Source organism: Paenibacillus sp. JT22N1 (assembly GCF_059692155.1).
In genome coordinates, this window is the sequence record NZ_JCAUAW010000022.1 from 93073 (window position 1) to 113514 (window position 20442).

Here is a 20442-nt window from a genome sequence, read left to right on the forward strand (position 1 = left end):
AACTGATAGGTTTGACGCACTATTCATTCAAATAAACAGCTTTGCCTGTACGTGCAGACTCATAAATCGCCTCAAGAATTTGTGAAACAACAAAAGCTTGCTCAGGCGTCACTACAGGATCTGTATCATTTTCAATGGCTTTAATCCATGTACGCATTTCCAGATCCGCATCGCTTTCCTTAGCGCCGTCATAGAAAGCTACACCGCCTGCTTTCAGGTCCACCTCTGTTGTAAATAAGCGGCTATGTTTCTCGCCGTTGATGCGAAGCCCGCCTTTCATATCGGCTCCACCTTCGGTACCGCTTAATGAGCATTTGGCTTCGTCGACTTCAAGCGTATTCAGTGCCCAGCTGGATTCCAGCATAATCGTAGCGCCGTTTTCCATGACGATCATTCCGAAAGCAGAATCCTCAACGGTGAATTTACTCGGATCCCAAGGCCCCCAAGCATTGGCCGCATTTTCTTTTTGGGACAATTCGTGGTAAGACGTTCCAAGCACCACTTTCGGCTTGTAGTTATTCATCATCCAAAGCGTTAGATCCAAAGCATGTGTACCGATATCAATAAGCGGTCCTCCGCCTTGCTTCTCTTCATCCAGGAATACGCCCCATGTTGGAACTGCACGACGACGAATGGCATGCGCTTTCGCGAAATAAATCTCGCCAAGCTCCCCTTCCTCACAAACGCGCTTCAAATGCTGACTATCAGGACGGAAACGGTTGTTGTATCCGATAGTTAGCTTCTTGCCTGTACGCTTAGCTGTTTCAACCATGCGCTTAGCATCCGCTGCTGTCTTAGCCATTGGCTTCTCACACATTACATGCTTGCCAGCTTCAAGCGCAGCAATGGCAATTTCGGCGTGTGAATCGTTCGGTGTTAACACATGAACGATATCAATAGTAGCATCCAGCAAAAGCTCTTTGTAATCCTCATATACTTTAGCGGCTTTGGAGCCGTATTTCTCAGCGGCAGTTTCAGCCCGCTCTTGCACGGTGTCACAGAATGCGACCAGTTCTACATTCGAAAGCTTCTTCAAACTTGGCAAATGCTTGCCGTTTGCAATGCCTCCACAACCAATAATACCAATACGGAAAATACGTGACATGTGAAATACCTCCAGAGTAGTGTTTAGTTTTGAGTTAATTAGGAAGTTCGATAGCGACTTCGCGTTTAATGAGCGATGACCGAATGATTCCATCAATGATTGCTTGATTGCGAACGATTTGCTCGCCAGGAATCGGGGCTGGTTTGCCATCCCGGACAGCCTCTACGAAATCGCGGACTTTCTCGTTAAACAAATTTAGCTTATGATCAATCAGCGGAATTTGGCTTTCCGTGTGATGTCCACGAACGTCGTGGAAATAGGCAATGGAACCCACATTTCCGTCGAACACTCCGCTCCATGGCCCTTTACCAGCTGGCGTTACTTTGAGTCCACCATCGGTACCAAGGAATAAGGTTGGTCCTAGTGTATCCATATGCATCGCCCATGAAATTTTGAAATTCAGCACGAGATCGTCTTCAAAACGGATCATCGCAACACCGAAATCTTCCACATCGAATCGACTAGCTTCGTTATGATATAACGGATTCGTTCCAAAGTAGTTACTGCTGTAAGCGGATACGGTAAGCGGTTTCGGATAACCCATCGCATTCAGAGCCATATCAAGTGAGTAACAACCGATATCAGCCATTGCTCCGGCTCCAGCGATTTCCTTGCTAATAAATGTGCCGCCAGGCATCCCTCTGCGGCGTCCTCCGCCTGTTTCTACATAATAGACCTTTCCAAGTTGACCGGACTGAACCACGTCCTGAATAATCTTCATATTAGGATCATATCTCGGTTGGAAACCAACATTGAGCATGAAGCCCGTTTTCTTCGCCGTTTGCGCCATCTCGACGGCTTCTTCCAGCGTGACGGACATCGGCTTTTCCAACATAACGTTTTTCCCAGCCAGTAAAGAATCTACAGTCGTCCGATGGTGAGCCACATTAGGTGTGCAAATGCTTACCCCATCAAGGTCTAATTCCAGCAGCTGCCGATAATCATCAAAGGCTTGTGCCGAAGGAATTTGCCAAAAATCAATGAATTGTGCCGCTTTGCCTGGTACCGCATCAGCTACCGCTACAATCTCTACGTCAGCTAGCTCACGATATGCTCTGACATGAGCGCCAGCAATACCGCCGCCTCCAATAATACCGATCTTCAACGTTTTGTTCATCGAGATTACCTCATCGCTATATGATATTAAGACATCTGTCATAAATGTAGCATAGGAATAGCGATATTTTTAGTCTAACTTTAGGACAATCAGATTAAGAAATTACGACATGAAAAAACCAGATGGGTGTTAACCATCTGGTTTATATGATTCTATAATGACTTGCTTCCTCCTGCTTTCCTTTGCGCATCCTCCAGATAACTTCTGTAGGCTTCTTCATCCGGATGATCACGAGTTAAATCCTCATAGTAACGAGTGACCTTCTGAAAATAATACGAATACACATCTTGTATGGGGACAAGTCTGTAAGGATCCCATCGATAGGTTTCCACATGGTAGGCCCGATCCCGCTCATGCACCCACAGCGCTATTTCGCAAAGGCCGTCTCTTCCGTCTCGGCTAGGCATATCTTCAATTTCCAGATGGTTGTAGAAAGTTCCCGGAGGAATCAGACGCTGGAAACCGGTTGGTATCCACTGCACGATATCGAGCTCGGAGGAGGATTCACGCTCATTTCGCCAGCCAATAACCAGGTCCCAACCTTCTCTTCGTGAGACAGGAGCAGCCGCGAAATCGGTAATTGCTTGGGTTCTCCCCGTTGCAGCAGAGGCGATTGGAAACCAGTTACCTGAATAGTTTTTCAACGAAAACAGATACTGATTGTTTAAATATCTATACAAGGCTGTGATTTCAGGGTGACCATCGCCATCTACATCTGCATAAATAATAGCCGCAGGGCTCCCCTCCCTCTGCAATACGACAACCTCGGCTTCCTGAGGTATACAGCTTCGGACGACGGAATGGAAATCAATTGGGGTCAAACTCATCGTTATCCCTCTTTTCGCATCTTTCTCAACTAAAGTATATGCGGCAGAGAACTTGGCCCATGAGTGGCAGTCAACAACATATCGATTATTGAGGTGAGCCTCTGGCAGTTTTGTGCTTATAAAATATTCTTACGCAGTGCAGAAGATAAAATATGCAACTCTTCACGATATTTGGTCACCGTTCTGCGTGAAATTCGAATGCCCTCTTCCGATAAGATTTCTACAACCTTTTGATCGGAATAAGGCTGTTTCTTATGTTCCTGTGAAATGAGTTCTTTGATTCTAATCTTGATTGTTTTGATAGAAGTTGGTTCACCTACATCCGATTGAAGCCCCGAGGAAAAGAAATATTTTAGCTCAAGCACTCCATAGGGGGTACGAATGTATTTGTTTTGTACCGTCCTACTTATCGTAGATTCATGGAGATCAAGCTTCTCGGAAATCATTTTTAAGGTTAAGGGCTTCATGCCACGTTCGCCGATCTCTAAAAATGCCAGCTGTTCTTCAAAAATAGCCCGAATGACCCGGTACAGGGTCATCTTCCGCTGTTCCAAGCTGCGCACAATCCAATCGGCTGTTTTCCATTTTTCTTTCAGAAAGGAAACCGCTTCTTTACAACCTGCCTGCTGGATATGGCTATAATAGTCCTTATTGACTGACGTCTTGGGAACTGCGCCAGCATTCATTTGGATCACAATGTCCCCTTGTTCTTTATAAATAGTAGCATCGGGAGTAATATAAGATTCTTCGATCCAGCTAAAGGCCATACCAGGTCGTGGATTCAAACTACGAATATAGGTGACAATCTCCTTCACTTGTACGAGAGTTACACCTAATTGCAGCGCAATCTTATCCAGCTTCATCTGAGCAAGCTGCTGCATATATTGGCTGACCACTTCAAAAGTGCCGCGCGGCGCTTCCGGATCCCTAGAAATCTGCAGCAATAAGCATTCCTGCAAGTCTTTCGCTCCTACACCCGGCGGATCCAACGACTGTATACAAGCTAGCGCTTCTACGACAGCCTCGCTAGGCTTATTCAAAAACGAGCTTACTTCCGTAATGGAAAGGGGTAAATAACCTCTATCATCTAAATTTCCTGCCAGATAGGCTGCTGTCTGATATAAGGAATCGGAAACCCCTGCTATCCGCAGTTGGCTGAGAAGCCACTGTTCCAAGGTTTCCTCCCTCGCCTTTGCCTTCCATAGCGGATCTGTCATAGACCCTGCCATCTGTGAAGATTTACCCGATTTCAAATAAGAACTTGTGAAAGATTCGATGTCCAGTATGGGGTTTTCCAAGGCTTGTTCTTGGAGGTACTGCGACAACTCATAGCTTGATAATTGCAATATATGAATGGACTGTTGCAGTTCAGGAGTCATCGTTAGCTTTTGGTTCTGCACTTGTATTAGACTATAACCTGTTCTCATACCTAGATCCTCCTTGAGTTTTGCCTTGGCAACACTTTTCGTGGTGAGCATAAGTTATTTACTTGAAAACGCTTACGAATATTATAAATCAATTATAGCTCTATTTAAACCCATTTGGCTTATGGTAACATCCTACAGTTCGCCGACTATCAAATAAAAGTCGATCTAATGTAAAACACAAAGAAATCTCTCCTTATACGAAAGAGAGATTTCTTTGCATGCGTTGATTGTAGCCCTCTATATGTCTGCTCAGGCACTCCCGAGGTGGTACTCATGCATCTGATGCACGCATTGGATGAAACGAACCGTCTGAGTTTGCGCCCTCATAACGACCGAATGTGTTTCTGCACGACCGCCAAATAGAAATTTAACTCCTGTCAGGAAGTCTCCCGAGGTTACACCGGTTGCAGCGAAATAAATGTCAGATTCGCCAACTAACTCGCGCATTCCAAGCACTTTGGATGGATCAATAATCCCCATCTCCTTGCACCGCTGTATCTCTTCTTCATTCTCTGGGAGAAGCCGTCCTTGAAATTCGCCTCCCATACAACGTAGTGCAGCCGCTGCCAGCACCCCTTCCGGCGCGCCTCCGGAACCCACGTGTAAATCAATACCCGTCTCTGGGAAAGCTGCTGCCATAGCTCCCGCGACATCACCATCATTCAGTAAATGAATTTTGACACCTAGCGTCCGTAAAACAAGGATTTTATCCGCATGTCTTTTGCGATCTAGGATGGAAACGGTCAGCTCTGTTATCTCTTTTTGTAACAGAACGGCTGCCTTTCTAATCGTTAATTCGAGGGGGTCATCCAAATTCAATTTGCCAACCAAACGCGGCCCTACTGCCAGCTTCTCCATATACATATCCGGTGCATGCAGCAGGTTCCCTTTCTCAGCTATGGCTACCACGGAAAGAGCATTGCTCCTGCCACTAGCTACAATATCGGTACCTTCAAGCGGATCAACAGCCACATCATATTCGGGACCCAACCCATTTCCTAAAGACTCACCGATGAACAGCATCGGGGCTTCATCCATCTCACCTTCACCAATGACAACCGTTCCACGGAAAGGAATGGAGCTAAAAATAGAACGCATAGCAGAAGTTGCTGCCTCGTCAGCGCTGTGTTTATTCCCTTTTCCCGTCCAACGTGCGGACGCTAAAGCTGCAGATTCTGTTACTCGTACAATTTCCAGAGACAAATCTCTTTGCATACATCATTCACCCTTTCTATTAGGAAATGTTGGCTTCCTGACTATCTTTCTGCCAAAATCAGACCAGCCGTTTCTTCAATGGCTTTCTCGCTTACATCGATGATCTTACAACCAAGCTCACGATATAATTTCATTGCGAATGCCAGCTCTTCTTCGACTCGCTCCCCTGTCGCATATTTAGCGCCAAAAGGAAGTCCGACCGCTTTCAGACGTTCCGTACGAATACGCACCAGATGTTCGGGACTCATCGTCAAACCAATCAATTTACTCGGGTCTAGCTCATATATAATTGCAGGCGGCTTTACCTCAGGAACAAGCGGGTAATTCGCCACCTTATAGCCTTTGTGCGCCAAATAAATACTGAGAGGCGTTTTAGAAGTTCGGGAAGGTCCAATTAAAACAATCTGCGCTTGCTTCATAGCGCTTGGGTCCTTGCCATCGTCACTGTTTACCGTGAACTCGACCGCTTCTACCCGTTGGTAGTATTGTTCATCTAGTTGATAAAGCAGACCGACTTTCCGCTTCGGGGAACCCTTAAAGGTATCTATGAATGCCTGCATCATGGGTCCCATGATATCAATGGCATTTACACTTAAACGTATGGCTTCCTGCCGCATCATCTCTCTAAGCTCAGGTAGTACTAGCGTATAAGCAATGAACCCATCCACTTTCGCTGCCTCTTCTACTAAAGCGCGTACTTCATCTTCCGTTCGGATAGATCCGAAACGCCTGACTTGCACTTGGCTTGCATTAAATTGGCGGATCGTTGCTTGTACGACAGTATTCGCCGTTTCCCCCACTGAATCCGAACAAACGAAAATCGTATGGATCTTCTCTCCCACTTACACTCCCCCTGATTAAGTCCCCAGCGCTACATCAAGCAGCAATTTGGTCATTGTTGTTTTCGTAATTCGGCCAACCACTTCACCTGGCTCTTGATCAGCCTCACTCTTAACCACAGGCAGCCCATCCACTTGATGATGAATCATTTTCCTCGCTGCTTCTAATACACTGTCTTCCGGGTTTACCGTCACAACATTCGGGTGCCTTGTCATGACTAGTGAAACTGGCATCGAATTTGCCGTCGCCTGCCCAAGCGTAACCTTTAGCAAGTCCTTTCGTGTAACAATACCAGCTAAAGCTCCCTGCATATTCACAATTATCAAGCTTCCTACATTTTCGAGAAAAAGAGTTACAACAGCATCGCTTACGGTGACGGTTTCCCTTAGAACAATAGGGATTCCCATAACATCCTTTACTGTTACAGCTTCTATATGTTTGAATGGTGAATCTACTTCAAGAGCAGCCGTTCCTAGGAAATATCCAACCTTTGGCTTGGCATCGATATGGCGAAGCATAACCAAAACAGCAAGGTCGGAACGAATGGTTGGACGGCTAATTCCAAGCAATTCAGCAATTCGCTCCCCTGTAATAGGTGCATGCTTCTTGACGAGATCGATAATTTCCATCTGTCTGGATGTAAGCTCTATGATGTTCCCTCCTTTCATAATTCATGTCTTACCTATTCTAATTCATCTAAACTTCGTTTCAAATCTTAGGTCCAGCAGCGATGATACGTTCATCAACACCCGCGAATTTATTGAAGTTGTGGATAAAACGCTGCGCTAATTCCTTCGCCTTGACGTCATATTGACTTGGATCTTGCCAAGTGTTCCTTGGCAGCAAGAGCTCGCTCGGAACCCCTTGTACCGCATCAGGACATAATAGACCGAAGAAGGGAGCTTCCGTGAACGTTGTCTTCTCCAAGCTGCCGTTTAAAGCAGCTGTAACCATCGCTCTTGTATACACTAAATTCATACGTTCGCCTTCGCCGTAAGAGCCGCCAACCCAACCTGTATTAATGAGGTACACGTTGGCCTTATGTTCTTCGATCTTACGCCCCAGCATTTGTGCATAAACGTTAGGACGAAGCGGTAGGAAAGGCGCCCCGAAACAAGTAGAGAATGTGGCTTCCGGTTCAGTAATTCCACGTTCCGTACCTGCTAGCTTGGACGTGTAGCCAGACAAGAAGTGGTACATCGCTTGTTCTTTCGTAAGCTTAGAAATAGGAGGCAGAACTCCGGAGGCATCTGCCGTCAAGAACATGATGACATCAGGGTGACCGGCGGTTCCCGGAATCTTCACTCCAGGGATATATTCTAAAGGATAGGCTGCACGTGTATTCTCCGTAATCTGCGTATTGCTGTATTCGGCAACGCCACTGGTAGGATCAAGCACCACATTCTCCAAAACAGTGCCGAATCGGATCGCCTGCCAAATCTGCGGTTCCTTCTCCTCGGTAAGGCCAGCGCATTTTGCGTAGCAGCCTCCCTCGAAATTAAACACGCCCGTTTCCGACCAGCCGTGTTCATCATCGCCAATGAGACGGCGATTCGGATCAGCCGAAAGTGTCGTTTTCCCCGTGCCCGATAACCCGAAGAACAAGGCTACTTTTCCTTCTTCACTAACATTGGCCGAGCAATGCATGGGTAGAACATCTTGACCAGGCAAGATATAATTCATAACGCTGAAAATGGATTTCTTCATTTCACCCGCGTACTCCGTACCACCAATCAGTACGATCTTTTTCTCAATGGAGAGGCAGATGAACGTTTCTGACCTGGTACCGTCAATGAGTGGATCAGCTTTTAAGCCAGGCAGAGCAATGACTGTGAACTCAGGCTTATGTGCCATCAGTTCAATCTTACTCGGACGAATAAACAGTTGTCGGGCGAACAAATTGTGCCAAGCATACTCATTGACAACTCGAATCGGCAGCCTGTACGTCAAATCTGCTCCTGCAAAGCCATCAAAGATGAACAATTCCTTCGTCGCCATGTAGTCTTGCGCTTTTCGATATAGTCGCTCGAACTGCTGCTCCGACATCGGCTGATTCACAGCTCCCCAATCGATATGATCAGTTACTGAAGCTTCATTTACAATGTATTTGTCCTTGGGAGAACGCCCTGTATACTTACCAGTGTTCACTTGAAGCGCTCCAGAGGACGCGAAAGTTCCTTCTTTACGCTCGATGCTCATTCTCATTAGCTCTGACACTGACAAATTGTAGTGGGTAGCACCTGCTCTTAGCTGTTCAACCTTTAGTTCTATGCTCATTCTCCCATTCCTCTCATCCATAAGGCATTTTATATAGTGTGTTCTATTTATTATATAGTGTACATTATATAACGAAATAAGTGAATATAATATTGTTTATAGCACATAAAATATTTTTTTATCACTATTCGACACAAATAATACACAATAATACGAAAAACTCTCCTTTCACCCCAACGGAAGGAATGAAAAGAGAGCCCTATAATAAGATGCTTTATAAATTACTGAAAAAAAACAATGCCCATAACACCCGCAAATACGATGACCATAAAAGGATGCAGCTTATATTTAATAATGGCCAGAAAGGCACCTATCGCAATAAGTACCGTCGCAATTTGGTCCCAAGATATTTGGTACTTCACTGGACCTAACCCCGACCACCCGAAGTGTATCGCTGCAAAAATAATAAAGCCCGTTACTACCGGTTTCAAACCATAGAAAGAAGATTTAAACCATTTATTCGCGTGCCATTTATACAAAAAAGCGGCTAATACGATGATAAGTATGAGTGAAGGCAAAACCATTCCTAGCGTAGCTGCAATAGCACCAGGCACACCGGCTGTATGAAAACCGATTAAAGTGGCACTATTCGTTGCAATCGGTCCCGGTCCTGTACCTGCTAAGGATATAACGTTATTAAAATCATCTAAAGTGAGCCATTGATGCCTCTCCACCTCATGTTGGATAACAGGCATCATGGCGTAACCGCCACCGAATGAGATCATGCCAATTTTAAAGAAAGTAATAAATAAACTTAAGAGCATATATCCACCTCATTCCTCAAATCCCGTCTGCGAAGTAATAGTCGGCAGCACGATTGCTTTTGTCCCCTGACATAGAGTCTTCTTGCCTCTTAATCGGATTCTTCATTCCCCAGCGTTGTTTCAGGAAAACAACGGCAATCCCGACCAATAGACCGAATATAATCATTAAAATAGGTGAAATCGGTATGAAAAGCAGCAGAAGAACGGTACTAACTGCGGCTATTAGCGTCATTTTATCTATAATAGAGGATTTCGCCATTTTGTAAGCAGCGGCAGCGATTAAACCTACGATAGCGGCATGGATACCTTCCATAATGGCTTGCATTTTGGGATAACTTTGAAGGAATGTGTAAATGATACTAAGCAGTATCACAATAAAAAAAGTAGGAAGCGTAATGCCGATGACGGCTGCTACTGCTCCTCTTATTCCTGCCATATGATACCCTACTAATGCTGATACATTAACGCCAACACCACCCGGAGCGGCTCCTGAAATAGCAAGCAGTTCCGACATTTCATCGTCGGTCATCCACTTGTTCGTAACAACAACTTCTCTTTGGATGGCAGGCAGCATGGCATAACCACCACCGAATGTGAGTGGACTGATACGAAGAAATGTCCAAAAAATACGTAGTAAATGACGAAAGTTATTCATCGGCATGTTGGTTGACCTCCCCTGCACTTAATTCTATTTTGAACTAAAGACAGCGAATTGTCCAATCAAAAGATTTAATCTTTTCTGTAATTATCCTTTATAATGCAAGACTAACGTCTAATTTAATCCCGATCATCCCGATTATTAAGCTAAGTTTAATTTATTTTGGTTGAAAGGTAGGCGTTCAGCCGCTATCGGGGTAAGTTCTCTATATGAACAACTTACCATTACCCCTAATATAAGGAGTGATTATTCATGAGCCGAATGATTCAAGCCTATTTTCACAATGAAAATCAAGCTGAAGATGCGAGGGTTTTGCTTCTTAAGTATAATCCGGAAATGATGGAGATTGGCCGATTACCAGATGGCTTCAATGGCACCGGACGTGTACTGCTGCCTTTCGTAGACGGAGTTGGAACCGGTGGAGAAACGTATCTGAATAATGGTGTCGGAATTGTAGGTGTGATGCCAACAGTCGAGACTCATACTTCGGAATCATATAGGGATGAGGATGAAGATGCTCTTCATTATGTCCTTTCAGCCAAAGTCAGCGATGCCGATTATCCCGCAGCTGTTGATCTCCTTCGCCGCAATCATGCGCATATGGAGAAAATCGATTAAGACAAAAAAACTGCGTTTTCTACAGATGTAGGGAACGCAGTTTTTTTGCATATTCTAATTAAATATTCCAGTGGTTTTTCAATTTCATTGTACAAAGACTAGTCGCTATCCCGCCTGCGGTAATTGTAAGGATGGAGAGCAGAAATGTTTCAGCCGAAAGCAGTAGTCCTCCAAGGCAAATAATCATACCATCGATTACAAAAATAATTATCCCCACATTTAGAGAAACCCATTTCGAAAAATATTGAGCCAGCAAGTCCGTTCCTCCGGTACTAGTTTCATAACGCAACATGATTCCAATTCCAGTACCCACAATAAATCCACCGATCAAGGAACTGCTAAATGGTGTTAAATCCACATAATATAAGAAAAGATCGCGGTATGGCACCAAGAAATCGATAACGAATGAAGAAAAAAACAACCCATAAATGCTGTTGTAAAACATGTCACTGTAATGAAACCAAACCAATATAAAAATAGGAATGCTGCACAAAAACATAATAAGTCCTACTTTGAGTCCAAACAAATAATTGATAATAAGGGCAATTCCAATGAGCCCGCCATCTAGTATCTTAAAAGGCATCAGAAAAAAATTGATCCCCATTGAGATCAGTAAACTTCCCAAAATGATTGCTACATTTTTTTGTAACGAGGGCAAACAAACCAGCTCCTGTAAAAGGCTTGTCTGATTAATATGCTGATAACAGAAATAAAAGACTCTTATCTTTTGCAATGACAAAAACGGCTAACGTCGTCCTTGGATGACTACCATACTGACCGAGCCCTGCCCGAAAATGAAGCAAGCAGCCGGTGAAAATGCCGGCTGCCTGCTCATAAATTATTTCCATCCCTTTTAAGAAATTATTTGGCGGTCGGGAAAACTCTAGCTATGATCTCTTTAAACTGGTCAACAAAACCGGCAACAGGTCTTCCTTGTTGAACATCAAGTACATAAGTATTGAAGCGGTTTACCAAATCTGGATTCGTTGAGACGTAAACATTCTGGATATTCGGATCCGTTGCTCTGACTTGATTGGCAATTTGGTCTTCAATATTACGTGTTAATTGTTGGTCGTTTTTTAGCACAGCTGCAACATAGGCATTTCTTTTGGTTACCAGCACATTTGCTTGTTTTACGCTGTCTAACTGTGTAATTCTAGCTACCGCTTCATTCGCTACTTGGATACGATTATCCTCATTAACTGGTTGTTGTACTTGTTGCTGTTTAATTGGTGTAGCTTGCTTTTTTTGGTTATTCGGGTTAGCGGTACATCCCGATAGAAATATCGACATGGTCACTGCGGTTAAAATCCAAACTTTGTAAGATCTTTTGGTTATAAACATGTTATTACACTCCCTTTATGTATCTGTATTTGTGTGTTTAGTATGCATTATCAAACATATATTCATTCCTCTCAGGAGCTTGATTTCTAACGAATCTTTCCAACGTTCAATCCTTTCGTTTTATTTATTTATTTCCAGTTTTTTTTTATTAAGATGGGATATATTATGTTCGTTAATAAATAATTATCTGGATGGAGGAGAATGAAAGTGGCTCAACAAATCGATACGGACCTGTTAAAAAAAGCAGAAGCATCTTCATCAATCGCCAAAGACATGATTGCACAAGCAATCGAACAATCTGCTGCAAACCAATCGTTATGTGAACAAGCTTTAAAAGCAGCTTCTGCTGAAATAGCCCAGGCGCAAACGATGGTAAGCCAAGTATACTCTTCGCTTCAAACCGCCCAACAGACTAAATAATAACCATATTTTCCTTCGCACATTTGGTCTTAATTGAAGCGAAAAACCTAGCGGAAGCTCCGCTAGGTTTTTGATATCTCTATTCTTGTGCCTTTCAATTGCTGCTTCTTAATTGCATAATTCGTGATATACACCCCAACTACGATCCAAATAGCCCCTAAAAGATGATACATCCTTAACGCTTCCCCCGTAAAAGCAGTTGCAAAAATGGCACTGAACATCGGGATCAAATTCAGAAAACCCGCACAACGCTGAGGTCCAGCAAGCTCAATGGCACGATTCCAGCTCAAGAAAGCTACAATCGAAGCAAACAAACCAATATAGATAAGTCCTGTTACAAGAGGTGGACTCCAATCAACGTGTGGCGATTTCAGCGCCCATTCCACTGCTGAAAGCGGAAGCAGCAGCACTAAAGCCACAGTCATTTGAATCAGTAAAAAAGGACTGGATGGGAATCGTCCTGACATCTTTTTCATACCTACCGAATATAGAGCCCAACACAGAACGGCCACTAGCATGAATAGATCGCCTTTGTTAAATGAAAGACTCAACAGAGCGGATACACTCCCCCGGCTAATAATCCAGCTCACACCAGCCATGGACACCAAAATTCCAGGTAAAGCCGACCAAGCGAAGCGCTCTTTCATAACTAACCAGGTTAAAAGTACAACCATGATGGGTGTGGCCGAATTCATTAACGATGCATTAATCGAACCCGTATATTGGACAGCCACATAGGTTAACGTATTGAATCCGGCAACACCGGTTGCGGACAGAAAAAGGATCATTTTCCAGCTGCGGAGAAATTCAGTTCTTAGCTGCCAAGCCTGCCTACCGAAGAATGGAAGAAGACAAATAAAAGCAATACTCCAACGTAATGCAGCCAGCGTAATCGGCGGAATGTGAAGGACAAGTGCCTTGCCAGCAACAAAATTGCCTCCCCATATACATGTGGCGAGAACTAGCAGAATGTAGGGGGAATGTTTGATCATATAGATTCTAGCTCCTTTTTTGTATAACTGTTGGATCATTCTATTATTCATTCATCATGATAACATATGATTCAACCCACAAGGCGATGTATGGAAAATAAGACACTTGGTTGGGATCGTTTCCATGAAGTCGAATAGCGAATTCGAAAAAGAAACATAATAAAGGATGGAAATATTGGGCAATCCTGATTCACAGCGAGGAAGGAGATCGATATGCATGAACGGAGACTTGAAGAGTGATCATAGTCTGCTAGAGCAAACTTTGCAATTGCTCTGCGATTGCTCGGATTTATCTCATCTGCATCTCCCGCTACCGCAAATCGATATCATTTATTTCGGTCACCTTGTCAGCACAGAGGCTCTAAGAAAAGATGCCTTAGAGCCTTTCAATAATAAAGAGGTTGATATGGTCAATATCCTAAGCCAATCTTCCTATATAAATAAGCTGCAAGCAAGCGAACTAGTTACAGGTATTTTGGCTGGAAACATCGCTATTTACTATAAAAATAGAGGCTACATATACAAAGCTTACGCGCCTGAATCTCGATCCATTCAAAATTCAGAGACAGAAAGCGTCATTAATGGTCCCATGGACTCATTTACTGAATCGCTAAGTACAAATTTGTCTTTGATTCGGAGACGTATCAAGGATTCTGGATTAAAAGCGATCACCTTCACCATCGGTACAAGAACAGCAACGACGATGGTTCTGCTTTACTTGGAAGATCTTGCAGAACCCACACATGTGCAGCATTTAAGCGAAATGATTGAAAAGCTTGATATCCAAACGATCTATGATACGAATACACTTGCACAACACTTAACACCTAACAAACTATCGATTTTCCCGCAATTCCTGACAAGCGTACGACCTGATCATATAGCAGACAAGCTGACAAGCGGTAAAATAGTAGGGCTGCTCGACGGGAGTCCAATCGCTTTCAGTGCACCAACCTCGTTTATTGAATTTTTCTCATCGCCAGACGATTATTATCAACCATGGGCCGTTGCCTCTGCGGTTCGTATTCTACGCTTCATTGCCCTATTCATCACACTTTGCTTCACTGCCTTTTATGTATCTTTAGTTACTTATCATTATGAAATGATTCCACCGTCTCTGCTCCTAAACTTAATGGAATCCCGCAATAAAGTGCCCTTCTCGCCACTCGTAGAGGCCATTGTCATGGAAATGACTATCGAACTGCTTCGTGAAGCAGGCGCACGCTTACCTACCAAAATCGGTCCGACCATCGGTACTGTCGGCGGGATCGTCATCGGACAAGCGGCCGTTCAGGCTGGCATTACAAGCAATATCCTCATTATCTCGGTTGCAATTTCGGCTATCGCCTCCTTCGTCATACCAAGCTATATCATGAGCTCTTCCATACGCTTGCTGCGATTTGGGATCATTATTATGGCCGGTCTCCTCGGAAATTTCGGCCTGGTGTTTGGACTCAGCTTTATTATGATTCAACTTTCTGGTTTAAACATGTTTGGTATCTCTTATTTATACCCAATTGCACCGTCGAAACCAAGTCGTTGGTTAGAACTTATTATCCGAGCACCTATACAGATTTTGACTAAACTCAAAAAGCCTACCACCAATAATCCGAACGAATGAAGGAGACACTCATGCGTGCTAAGCTTCCATTTTATCAGACCACCATTATGGCAAACTTCGCTCAAACCGGTGTCGTCGTATTCAGCCTTCCTAGGCTATTATCTGAGAATATCGGTACAAATGGGTGGTTAGCTTTACTTATCTGTTCATCCGTCGCCGCTTTCAATCTATTGCTCATTTCATTCGTTTATCGATTTGCTAGAGGGAGATCGATTTTCGAAATTTCACAATCTGCTTTACCTAAATTCATTTTAGTTCCTTTTTTCGGGGTACTAGCTGGATTATGGGCAATTCTAGGTAGCTTGGTTGGTAAAGAATTTATTTTAATTCTAAAATCGTTGTCATTCCCCTCGCTCCATCCCGCCTATTTATATATTTTGTTCGAGATTCTTGTTTTCTTGCTTTTAACCAAAGGTATTATGAGTATCTCAAGTACCGCGGTTCTTTCTTTTTATGTAATTATATGGAATATTTTGTTATTGCTTTATGCTTATAATGATTTTGATTTGTCGCGAATGACTACCTTTTGGTTTAAAGATGCCACTCACTCCTTCAAAGGATGGATTGAGGTTTACATAGCCTTTCTGGGTTATGAAATTTGTTTTTTGCTATTTCCTTATACGGATGAAAAAACACACTTGATCCGTGCTTTTCAAATTGCAAATCTTATCACCACATTTACTTATACGGTAGTTGCATTTGCTTCCTTTGGCTTTTTCAGCCTGCATCAACTTCAGCATATGAAGTATCCTGTACTCAGTTTGCTCTCGTATGTGGAACTCCCCTTTGTGAAAAGAATCGATGATATCGTGTTTAATATAACTTTGTTCCGAGTTCTCATTACGAATGTCCTATACGGTTGGGCAGCGATTGAAACGATAAAATGGCTCCTACCAGCTTCAAACAAGCAGTGGATCCCCTATGTTATTTTTACAATTTTCCCATTAACTGCCTTGTTTGTCATACCTTCAGCGCTTGAAAAGACAGAACATTGGTTAAGCCTGTTTGGATTATCTGAAGCAGGAGTTGCTTTCTTGCTGCCGATCTTCCTATTCGTAATCCTTTTAATTAATAAGTATCGAGGGCGGAATTATGCGTAGCTGGGTTATGGTTGGCGTACTATTGTGTCTCACCGGTTGTGTCGAACAAAATCGCATTGAGAAATTAGGCATGTCTGATATCGTTGCTTTGGACTCCGTGTATAAAGAGAATGGAAAACCTTCTGAAACGGACGTGTCTACGGCTATCTCCATCCCGAAGGCTGGAACAATGGACACACAGCAAACAGACATTCTACAAACCATAGCTGAGTCCCCTAAAGATGGACGGAGCAAAATGTCCCGTAAAATTAACAAAGTCCTTGTTTCAGGACAATTGAGAAGTATGCTGTTCGGTAAAGACTTGGCTAAACAGGGGATTTGGAAGGAACTTGATTCCTATCGCCGCGATTATACCGTTGGAGAAAAATTGAAAATTGTCGTAGTTAACGGCAGTGCTGTCGACATGTTGACCCATAAATATGCACAAATACGATCTATCGGAAGTCATATCGATCAGTTATTGACCCAAGAGGCTAAAATCCATGAGATTCCTGATGTATCTCTCTACAGTTTCGTACGCGACTATTATGACGATGGTACTGATCCAATCGCTCCGTTACTTGTTGTTAAAGGTGATAATGTTGAAATCGACGGGATTGCCCTGTTCAAAAAAGATCGTTACATTGGCAAAATTAGTGCAGAACAAACCGTCATGTTTGCTATTCTTAATAAAAGCCTAAAAATGGGTGAGTTCGATATTACATTCATGGATCGTTCATCTGGACGGAAAGAAAGTGCGATGATTAGTTCAATTGCGAGCAAGAGAGAAGTGATTGTAAACAAACAAGAACGTACAAGCACCGTTCCCCAAGTCGTTATCCGTATTCGATTGAGTGGCATTATTCTGGAATACACAGGAAAATCGACGTTCAAAAAAGCGGAAGAGCAAAAAAAATTAAATCAGGATTTGTCTGAAGCTATTCGCGAACAATTACAAGCGATAGTTAGCCTTGTGCAGAGCAGTGGCGGGGATAACTTGGGTATTGGCACTTACGTTCGCAACAGTATGAGCTATGAGAAATGGAACAAATTGAATTGGAAATCCATTTATCCCCGTGCTGATATCCGTGTAGAAGTTGATACCAGAATTAGTGATTACGGGATGATTCGTTAGCGTTTCACCTGAAAACCTGTGTGAACCGTTCCGTTCCGGACTCTTTTAACGTTAATGTTCCTGTGCTAGAATCAGAGGATGGCTTAACGAGACATGGAGCCCGGAGGTGAAAAGCTCAATGAACAAGACACTGACAACGGATATGGAATTATTCGCGGCTGCGCTTTCGCAAGTTACAGTAGCAGTCATTCAACATACAGCAGATGATATCCCTGTCTTCATCGCTTCAGGTGTGATCGAAAAGTATTCGACTCATTACGTAAAGATTGGCGAAACGAATTATTTGCGGGATGAAAGTGAGTTCCGTATTGAGGAACGCTCCAGCCATCAGCCTTAATAAAAGGTCACTTCACAATAGGAACCTACGGGAATCAATTCTTGTAGATAATCGTGCATGGCTCTTTTTTCCTTATCATGGAGTAATCTAATTGCATGAAAATCAAAATGGATAATACTATCCGCAGCTTGATATCTTTTAAATGTTAAACGACCATAAGGAAATAATCGGTTTATCGCCTCTAAGATGCCATATTGATTCAAATTTCTCCGCAATGCTGTTTGGATGATAGCATTCGGTATTTCTTGCAGTTGTGGCACTTTATCGGGTTGAACCGCGCTATATGCCTTTACTTGAAAGTTGACATAGGGATATAAGTAACCGCTTGCATAATGTTGTACGCTTTGAATATCTTTCTCGGTTAAATACAAATCCCCATTCCAAGCGTAGATCGTCGCTTTATGCTTTTCAGGCGTATGAATTCTAATATATCTTAAATGCGGAAAACGATTTCTCACAAGCTGCTCGGATAATAAACGAGTCCCCACCATGATCACCTCTTCGGATTATGCCTTACTCCCTACAGCATATGCCATAGAAAAAAGACAGCTATCCTTTTGTGGCGAAAAGGTAGCTGCCTCTCACTATTCATTTCATTCCGGTATGAATAACCCAAGACCCTCTGCCACGCGGATACCATATTCGGGATCTGCCTTGTAGAAGTGGCCAATCTGTCTGAGCTTAATATCATCCGACTCAACAGGTTTCATTGCACCAACAATCGTTTGAACAAGTCGACTGCGTTCCTCTTCACTTAACAGGCGATATAAATCACCTGGTTGTGTGTAATGATCGTGATGATCATAGGCAACACTATCAGCCGAACCAGACACCTCGTAAGGTGCCGGTTTATCCGCAGGAGTTTCTTTCGGTCCACCAAGGCTATTCGGCTCGTAATAAACAGAACCCCCGCCGTTGTTATCCGCACGCATTTGGCCATCTCGCTGATAGTTATTCACTTCACTCCGCGGGCGATTAATTGGTAAAGTCTGATGATTAGCCCCTACCCGATACCGATGTGCATCCCCATATGCAAACAATCGACCTTGCAGCATTTTATCTGGTGAAACATCGATTCCTGGTACGAGTGTCCCTGGCGAGAATGTGGCTTGTTCCACCTCTGCAAAATAATTTTCTGGATTGCGATCCAGCACCATACGCCCAACTTCAATTAAAGGATAATCTTTCTGTGACCAAACTTTCGTGACATCAAAAGGATCAAAACGGTACGAATTCGCATCTTCCAGCGGCATGATCTGTACACATAGCTTCCAAGTAGGGAAATCACCTTTTTCAATCGCGTTAAACAAGTCCTCGGTATGATAATCCGGATTGTCGGCTGCGAGCTGTGCAGCAACATCTGGCGCCAAGTTCTGAACGCCTTGTTCGGTTTTAAAATGATACTTCACCCACACGCCTTCACCCTCGGCATTGACCCATTTGAACGTGTGACTGCCAAATCCGTGCATATGTCTCAGCGTTGCGGGAATACCACGATCGGACATCAGTATCGTCACTTGATGCAAAGATTCAGGAGATAATGACCAGAAATCCCAGACGGCATTTGGATTTTTCAAGTGAGTTTGGGGGTGTCTTTTCTGAGTATGAATAAAGTCAGGGAATTTAATCGCGTCGCGAATGAAAAATACAGGCGTATTATTGCCAACCAAGTCATAATTGCCTTCATCGGTATAAAATTTCACAGCGAATCCACGCGGGTCCCGGACCGTGTCTGAAGAACCATTCTCACCCGCCACTGTCGAAAATCGAACGAACAACGGTGTACGCTTGCCTACCTCTGAGAACAAGCTCGCTTTCGTATACTTCGTCAAATCTTGCGTGACTTCCAAATAGCCGTGCGCTCCGGCCCCTTTGGCATGAACGACTCGCTCAGGTACGCGTTCTCGATTAAAGTGTGCTAGTTTCTCTAAAAGGTGGACATCTTGAATCAACGTTGGACCCCGCGAGCCCGCCGTTATCGAGTTTTGGTTGTCCCCAACTGGAGCTCCCCAACTGGTCGTTAGCTTGTTTTTTTCCGTACTCATCCTACAATCACCTCTTCAGTAAAATGTTGAAAACTCTGCGCAAAGCGCTCTCATCGCTTACAGGATTATGTATGTGACAACCTTCCATTTCCCTTATTCATATGTATTCGAGAACCTGTCATGATATGATGCTCCGATTATGCGAGGGTAAGGAAGTGCTCCATTTCCGCACTTTCAGCTCACTTCCCCTCCGGACGCGACTCCGTAAGCTCCATTAGCTAGGTCCTTCGGTTAACAGCCCCTCCCAGTTACTTTGACATCTGCAACGATGTAAAACATTGTTACAAGCCACACGTAGCGCGGATGCCAGCGCTGTTTTCATCTATAACGATGAAAATCATCGTTCCAGCGCGCGACAGCCACGGAGAGACATCTGCAACGATGTAAAACATCGTTACAAGCCACACACAGCGCGGATATCTGGCCTAATACCACCTGTAATAAAGGGGAACATCTCGGTCACCCAAAAGATATAAATTCTTATCTTACAAAAAAAGCATCCCTCACGGGCAATGTCATTTAGTTTAGCTCAAAGACAAGAACAGGAATAAAAATGAAATCCGAAACGGCATGGGAAAAGTCCTGTGCCGTTTGTTTTTTTGGTGAAAGTAAAGAAAAAGC

Annotated in this window: 22 protein-coding genes; 6 read left to right on the plus strand and 16 right to left on the minus strand. The window is 43.6% G+C overall.

The features are described from left to right. Positions 1-19 precede the first annotated feature (19 nt). The 10 genes from AC58UU_RS31990 to AC58UU_RS32035 form a co-directional block, all read right to left on the minus strand. Positions 20-1105: a Gfo/Idh/MocA family protein gene (locus tag AC58UU_RS31990; RefSeq protein WP_497321564.1), complete on the minus strand. Its 1086-nt coding sequence runs from the start codon at positions 1103-1105 to the stop codon at positions 20-22. Positions 1106-1139: 34 nt separating this feature from the next. Beyond that, the gene (locus tag AC58UU_RS31995; protein ID WP_497321566.1) at positions 1140-2222 is read right to left on the minus strand and encodes a Gfo/Idh/MocA family protein; all 1083 of its coding nucleotides are present in this window, start codon (positions 2220-2222) and stop codon (positions 1140-1142) included. Between the two features lie 152 nt (positions 2223-2374). After that, positions 2375-3049, minus strand: coding sequence for a hypothetical protein (locus AC58UU_RS32000; RefSeq protein WP_497321568.1), 675 nt, complete (start codon positions 3047-3049; stop codon positions 2375-2377). A gap of 116 nt (positions 3050-3165) precedes the next feature. After that, positions 3166-4476, minus strand: a complete 1311-nt coding sequence (gene rpoN / locus AC58UU_RS32005; protein ID WP_497321569.1) for an RNA polymerase factor sigma-54 — start codon at positions 4474-4476, stop codon at positions 3166-3168. Positions 4477-4725: 249 nt separating this feature from the next. Continuing rightward, complete coding sequence (gene glpX, locus AC58UU_RS32010; protein ID WP_497321570.1) at positions 4726-5691, minus strand: class II fructose-bisphosphatase; 966 nt, start codon at positions 5689-5691, stop codon at positions 4726-4728. 41 nt (positions 5692-5732) lie between these two features. Next, on the minus strand, positions 5733-6533 hold the full coding sequence (locus AC58UU_RS32015) for a pyruvate, water dikinase regulatory protein (protein ID WP_497321571.1): 801 nt from the start codon (positions 6531-6533) through the stop codon (positions 5733-5735). Between the two features lie 15 nt (positions 6534-6548). Continuing rightward, entirely contained in the window at positions 6549-7160 is a 612-nt protein-coding gene (locus AC58UU_RS32020) for a helix-turn-helix transcriptional regulator (protein WP_497321572.1), read from the minus strand. 79 nt (positions 7161-7239) lie between these two features. Continuing rightward, on the minus strand, positions 7240-8808 hold the full coding sequence (gene pckA, locus AC58UU_RS32025) for a phosphoenolpyruvate carboxykinase (ATP) (RefSeq protein ID WP_497321574.1): 1569 nt from the start codon (positions 8806-8808) through the stop codon (positions 7240-7242). Positions 8809-9029: 221 nt separating this feature from the next. Then, on the minus strand, positions 9030-9572 hold the full coding sequence (locus AC58UU_RS32030; RefSeq protein ID WP_497321576.1) for a chromate transporter: 543 nt from the start codon (positions 9570-9572) through the stop codon (positions 9030-9032). Between the two features lie 16 nt (positions 9573-9588). Next, complete coding sequence (locus AC58UU_RS32035; protein ID WP_497321578.1) at positions 9589-10233, minus strand: chromate transporter; 645 nt, start codon at positions 10231-10233, stop codon at positions 9589-9591. Between the two features lie 249 nt (positions 10234-10482). On the opposite strand from AC58UU_RS32035, the gene AC58UU_RS32040 reads away from it, so the two are divergent. Then, a complete protein-coding gene (locus tag AC58UU_RS32040) occupies positions 10483-10848 on the plus strand; it encodes a hypothetical protein (RefSeq protein WP_497321579.1) in 366 nt (121 codons plus the stop codon). A 58-nt stretch (positions 10849-10906) separates the two neighbouring features. On the opposite strand, the gene AC58UU_RS32045 is transcribed toward AC58UU_RS32040, so the two are convergent. Genes AC58UU_RS32045 through AC58UU_RS32055 form a run of 3 tightly spaced genes read right to left on the minus strand, consistent with a single transcriptional unit; the run spans position 10907 to position 12192 of the window. Continuing rightward, on the minus strand, positions 10907-11506 hold the full coding sequence (locus AC58UU_RS32045; protein ID WP_497321581.1) for a YitT family protein: 600 nt from the start codon (positions 11504-11506) through the stop codon (positions 10907-10909). A gap of 31 nt (positions 11507-11537) precedes the next feature. After that, complete coding sequence (locus AC58UU_RS32050) at positions 11538-11696, minus strand: hypothetical protein (protein WP_497321583.1); 159 nt, start codon at positions 11694-11696, stop codon at positions 11538-11540. Positions 11697-11709: 13 nt separating this feature from the next. Then, positions 11710-12192: a YhcN/YlaJ family sporulation lipoprotein gene (locus tag AC58UU_RS32055; RefSeq protein WP_497321585.1), complete on the minus strand. Its 483-nt coding sequence runs from the start codon at positions 12190-12192 to the stop codon at positions 11710-11712. Positions 12193-12399: 207 nt separating this feature from the next. Between AC58UU_RS32055 and AC58UU_RS32060 the strand changes: the two genes are divergently transcribed. Next, positions 12400-12612 carry a hypothetical protein gene (locus tag AC58UU_RS32060; protein WP_497321586.1) on the plus strand — a complete coding sequence of 71 codons (213 nt, stop codon included), beginning with the start codon at positions 12400-12402 and terminating at the stop codon, positions 12610-12612. A 62-nt stretch (positions 12613-12674) separates the two neighbouring features. Here the strand turns inward: AC58UU_RS32060 and AC58UU_RS32065 are convergent, their stop codons facing one another. Next, entirely contained in the window at positions 12675-13604 is a 930-nt protein-coding gene (locus tag AC58UU_RS32065; RefSeq protein WP_497321588.1) for a DMT family transporter, read from the minus strand. Between the two features lie 217 nt (positions 13605-13821). On the opposite strand from AC58UU_RS32065, the gene AC58UU_RS32070 reads away from it, so the two are divergent. The 4 genes from AC58UU_RS32070 (at position 13822) to AC58UU_RS32085 (ending at position 17776) form a co-directional block, all read left to right on the plus strand. Continuing rightward, complete coding sequence (locus AC58UU_RS32070) at positions 13822-15225, plus strand: spore germination protein (RefSeq protein ID WP_497321590.1); 1404 nt, start codon at positions 13822-13824, stop codon at positions 15223-15225. 11 nt (positions 15226-15236) lie between these two features. Further along, the gene (locus tag AC58UU_RS32075; RefSeq protein WP_497321592.1) at positions 15237-16325 is read left to right on the plus strand and encodes a GerAB/ArcD/ProY family transporter; all 1089 of its coding nucleotides are present in this window, start codon (positions 15237-15239) and stop codon (positions 16323-16325) included. After that, positions 16318-17439, plus strand: a complete 1122-nt coding sequence (locus AC58UU_RS32080) for a Ger(x)C family spore germination protein (RefSeq protein WP_497321594.1) — start codon at positions 16318-16320, stop codon at positions 17437-17439. The genes AC58UU_RS32075 and AC58UU_RS32080 overlap by 8 nt, the downstream gene beginning before the upstream one ends. Positions 17440-17557: 118 nt before the next feature. Then, on the plus strand, positions 17558-17776 hold the full coding sequence (locus tag AC58UU_RS32085; protein WP_497321596.1) for a hypothetical protein: 219 nt from the start codon (positions 17558-17560) through the stop codon (positions 17774-17776). On the opposite strand, the gene AC58UU_RS32090 is transcribed toward AC58UU_RS32085, so the two are convergent. Together AC58UU_RS32090 and katA are read right to left on the minus strand one after the other, a co-directional pair. Further along, positions 17773-18267: a hypothetical protein gene (locus AC58UU_RS32090; protein WP_497321598.1), complete on the minus strand. Its 495-nt coding sequence runs from the start codon at positions 18265-18267 to the stop codon at positions 17773-17775. The genes AC58UU_RS32085 and AC58UU_RS32090 overlap by 4 nt on opposite strands. Positions 18268-18369: 102 nt before the next feature. Then, a complete protein-coding gene (gene katA / locus AC58UU_RS32095; RefSeq protein ID WP_497321600.1) occupies positions 18370-19821 on the minus strand; it encodes a catalase KatA in 1452 nt (483 codons plus the stop codon). Between the last annotated feature and the right edge of the window lie 621 nt (positions 19822-20442).

Bases quoted from the DNA above. Each gene is read 5' to 3' on its own strand.
- AC58UU_RS31990 (WP_497321564.1), bottom strand. From the start codon at position 1,105: ATGTCACGTATTTTCCGTATTGGTATTATTGGTTGTGGAGGCATTGCA.
- AC58UU_RS31995 (WP_497321566.1), bottom strand. From the start codon at position 2,222: ATGAACAAAACGTTGAAGATCGGTATTATTGGAGGCGGCGGTATTGCT.
- AC58UU_RS32000 (WP_497321568.1), bottom strand. From the start codon at position 3,049: ATGAGTTTGACCCCAATTGATTTCCATTCCGTCGTCCGAAGCTGTATA.
- rpoN (WP_497321569.1), bottom strand. From the start codon at position 4,476: ATGAGAACAGGTTATAGTCTAATACAAGTGCAGAACCAAAAGCTAACG.
- glpX (WP_497321570.1), bottom strand. From the start codon at position 5,691: ATGCAAAGAGATTTGTCTCTGGAAATTGTACGAGTAACAGAATCTGCA.
- AC58UU_RS32020 (WP_497321572.1), bottom strand. From the start codon at position 7,160: ATGGAAATTATCGATCTCGTCAAGAAGCATGCACCTATTACAGGGGAG.
- pckA (WP_497321574.1), bottom strand. From the start codon at position 8,808: ATGAGCATAGAACTAAAGGTTGAACAGCTAAGAGCAGGTGCTACCCAC.
- AC58UU_RS32030 (WP_497321576.1), bottom strand. From the start codon at position 9,572: ATGCTCTTAAGTTTATTTATTACTTTCTTTAAAATTGGCATGATCTCA.
- AC58UU_RS32035 (WP_497321578.1), bottom strand. From the start codon at position 10,233: ATGCCGATGAATAACTTTCGTCATTTACTACGTATTTTTTGGACATTT.
- AC58UU_RS32040 (WP_497321579.1), top strand. From the start codon at position 10,483: ATGAGCCGAATGATTCAAGCCTATTTTCACAATGAAAATCAAGCTGAA.
- AC58UU_RS32050 (WP_497321583.1), bottom strand. From the start codon at position 11,696: ATGGAAATAATTTATGAGCAGGCAGCCGGCATTTTCACCGGCTGCTTG.
- AC58UU_RS32055 (WP_497321585.1), bottom strand. From the start codon at position 12,192: ATGTTTATAACCAAAAGATCTTACAAAGTTTGGATTTTAACCGCAGTG.
- AC58UU_RS32065 (WP_497321588.1), bottom strand. From the start codon at position 13,604: ATGATCAAACATTCCCCCTACATTCTGCTAGTTCTCGCCACATGTATA.
- AC58UU_RS32070 (WP_497321590.1), top strand. From the start codon at position 13,822: ATGAACGGAGACTTGAAGAGTGATCATAGTCTGCTAGAGCAAACTTTG.
- AC58UU_RS32075 (WP_497321592.1), top strand. From the start codon at position 15,237: ATGCGTGCTAAGCTTCCATTTTATCAGACCACCATTATGGCAAACTTC.
- AC58UU_RS32080 (WP_497321594.1), top strand. From the start codon at position 16,318: ATGCGTAGCTGGGTTATGGTTGGCGTACTATTGTGTCTCACCGGTTGT.
- AC58UU_RS32085 (WP_497321596.1), top strand. From the start codon at position 17,558: ATGAACAAGACACTGACAACGGATATGGAATTATTCGCGGCTGCGCTT.
- AC58UU_RS32090 (WP_497321598.1), bottom strand. From the start codon at position 18,267: ATGGTGGGGACTCGTTTATTATCCGAGCAGCTTGTGAGAAATCGTTTT.
- katA (WP_497321600.1), bottom strand. From the start codon at position 19,821: ATGAGTACGGAAAAAAACAAGCTAACGACCAGTTGGGGAGCTCCAGTT.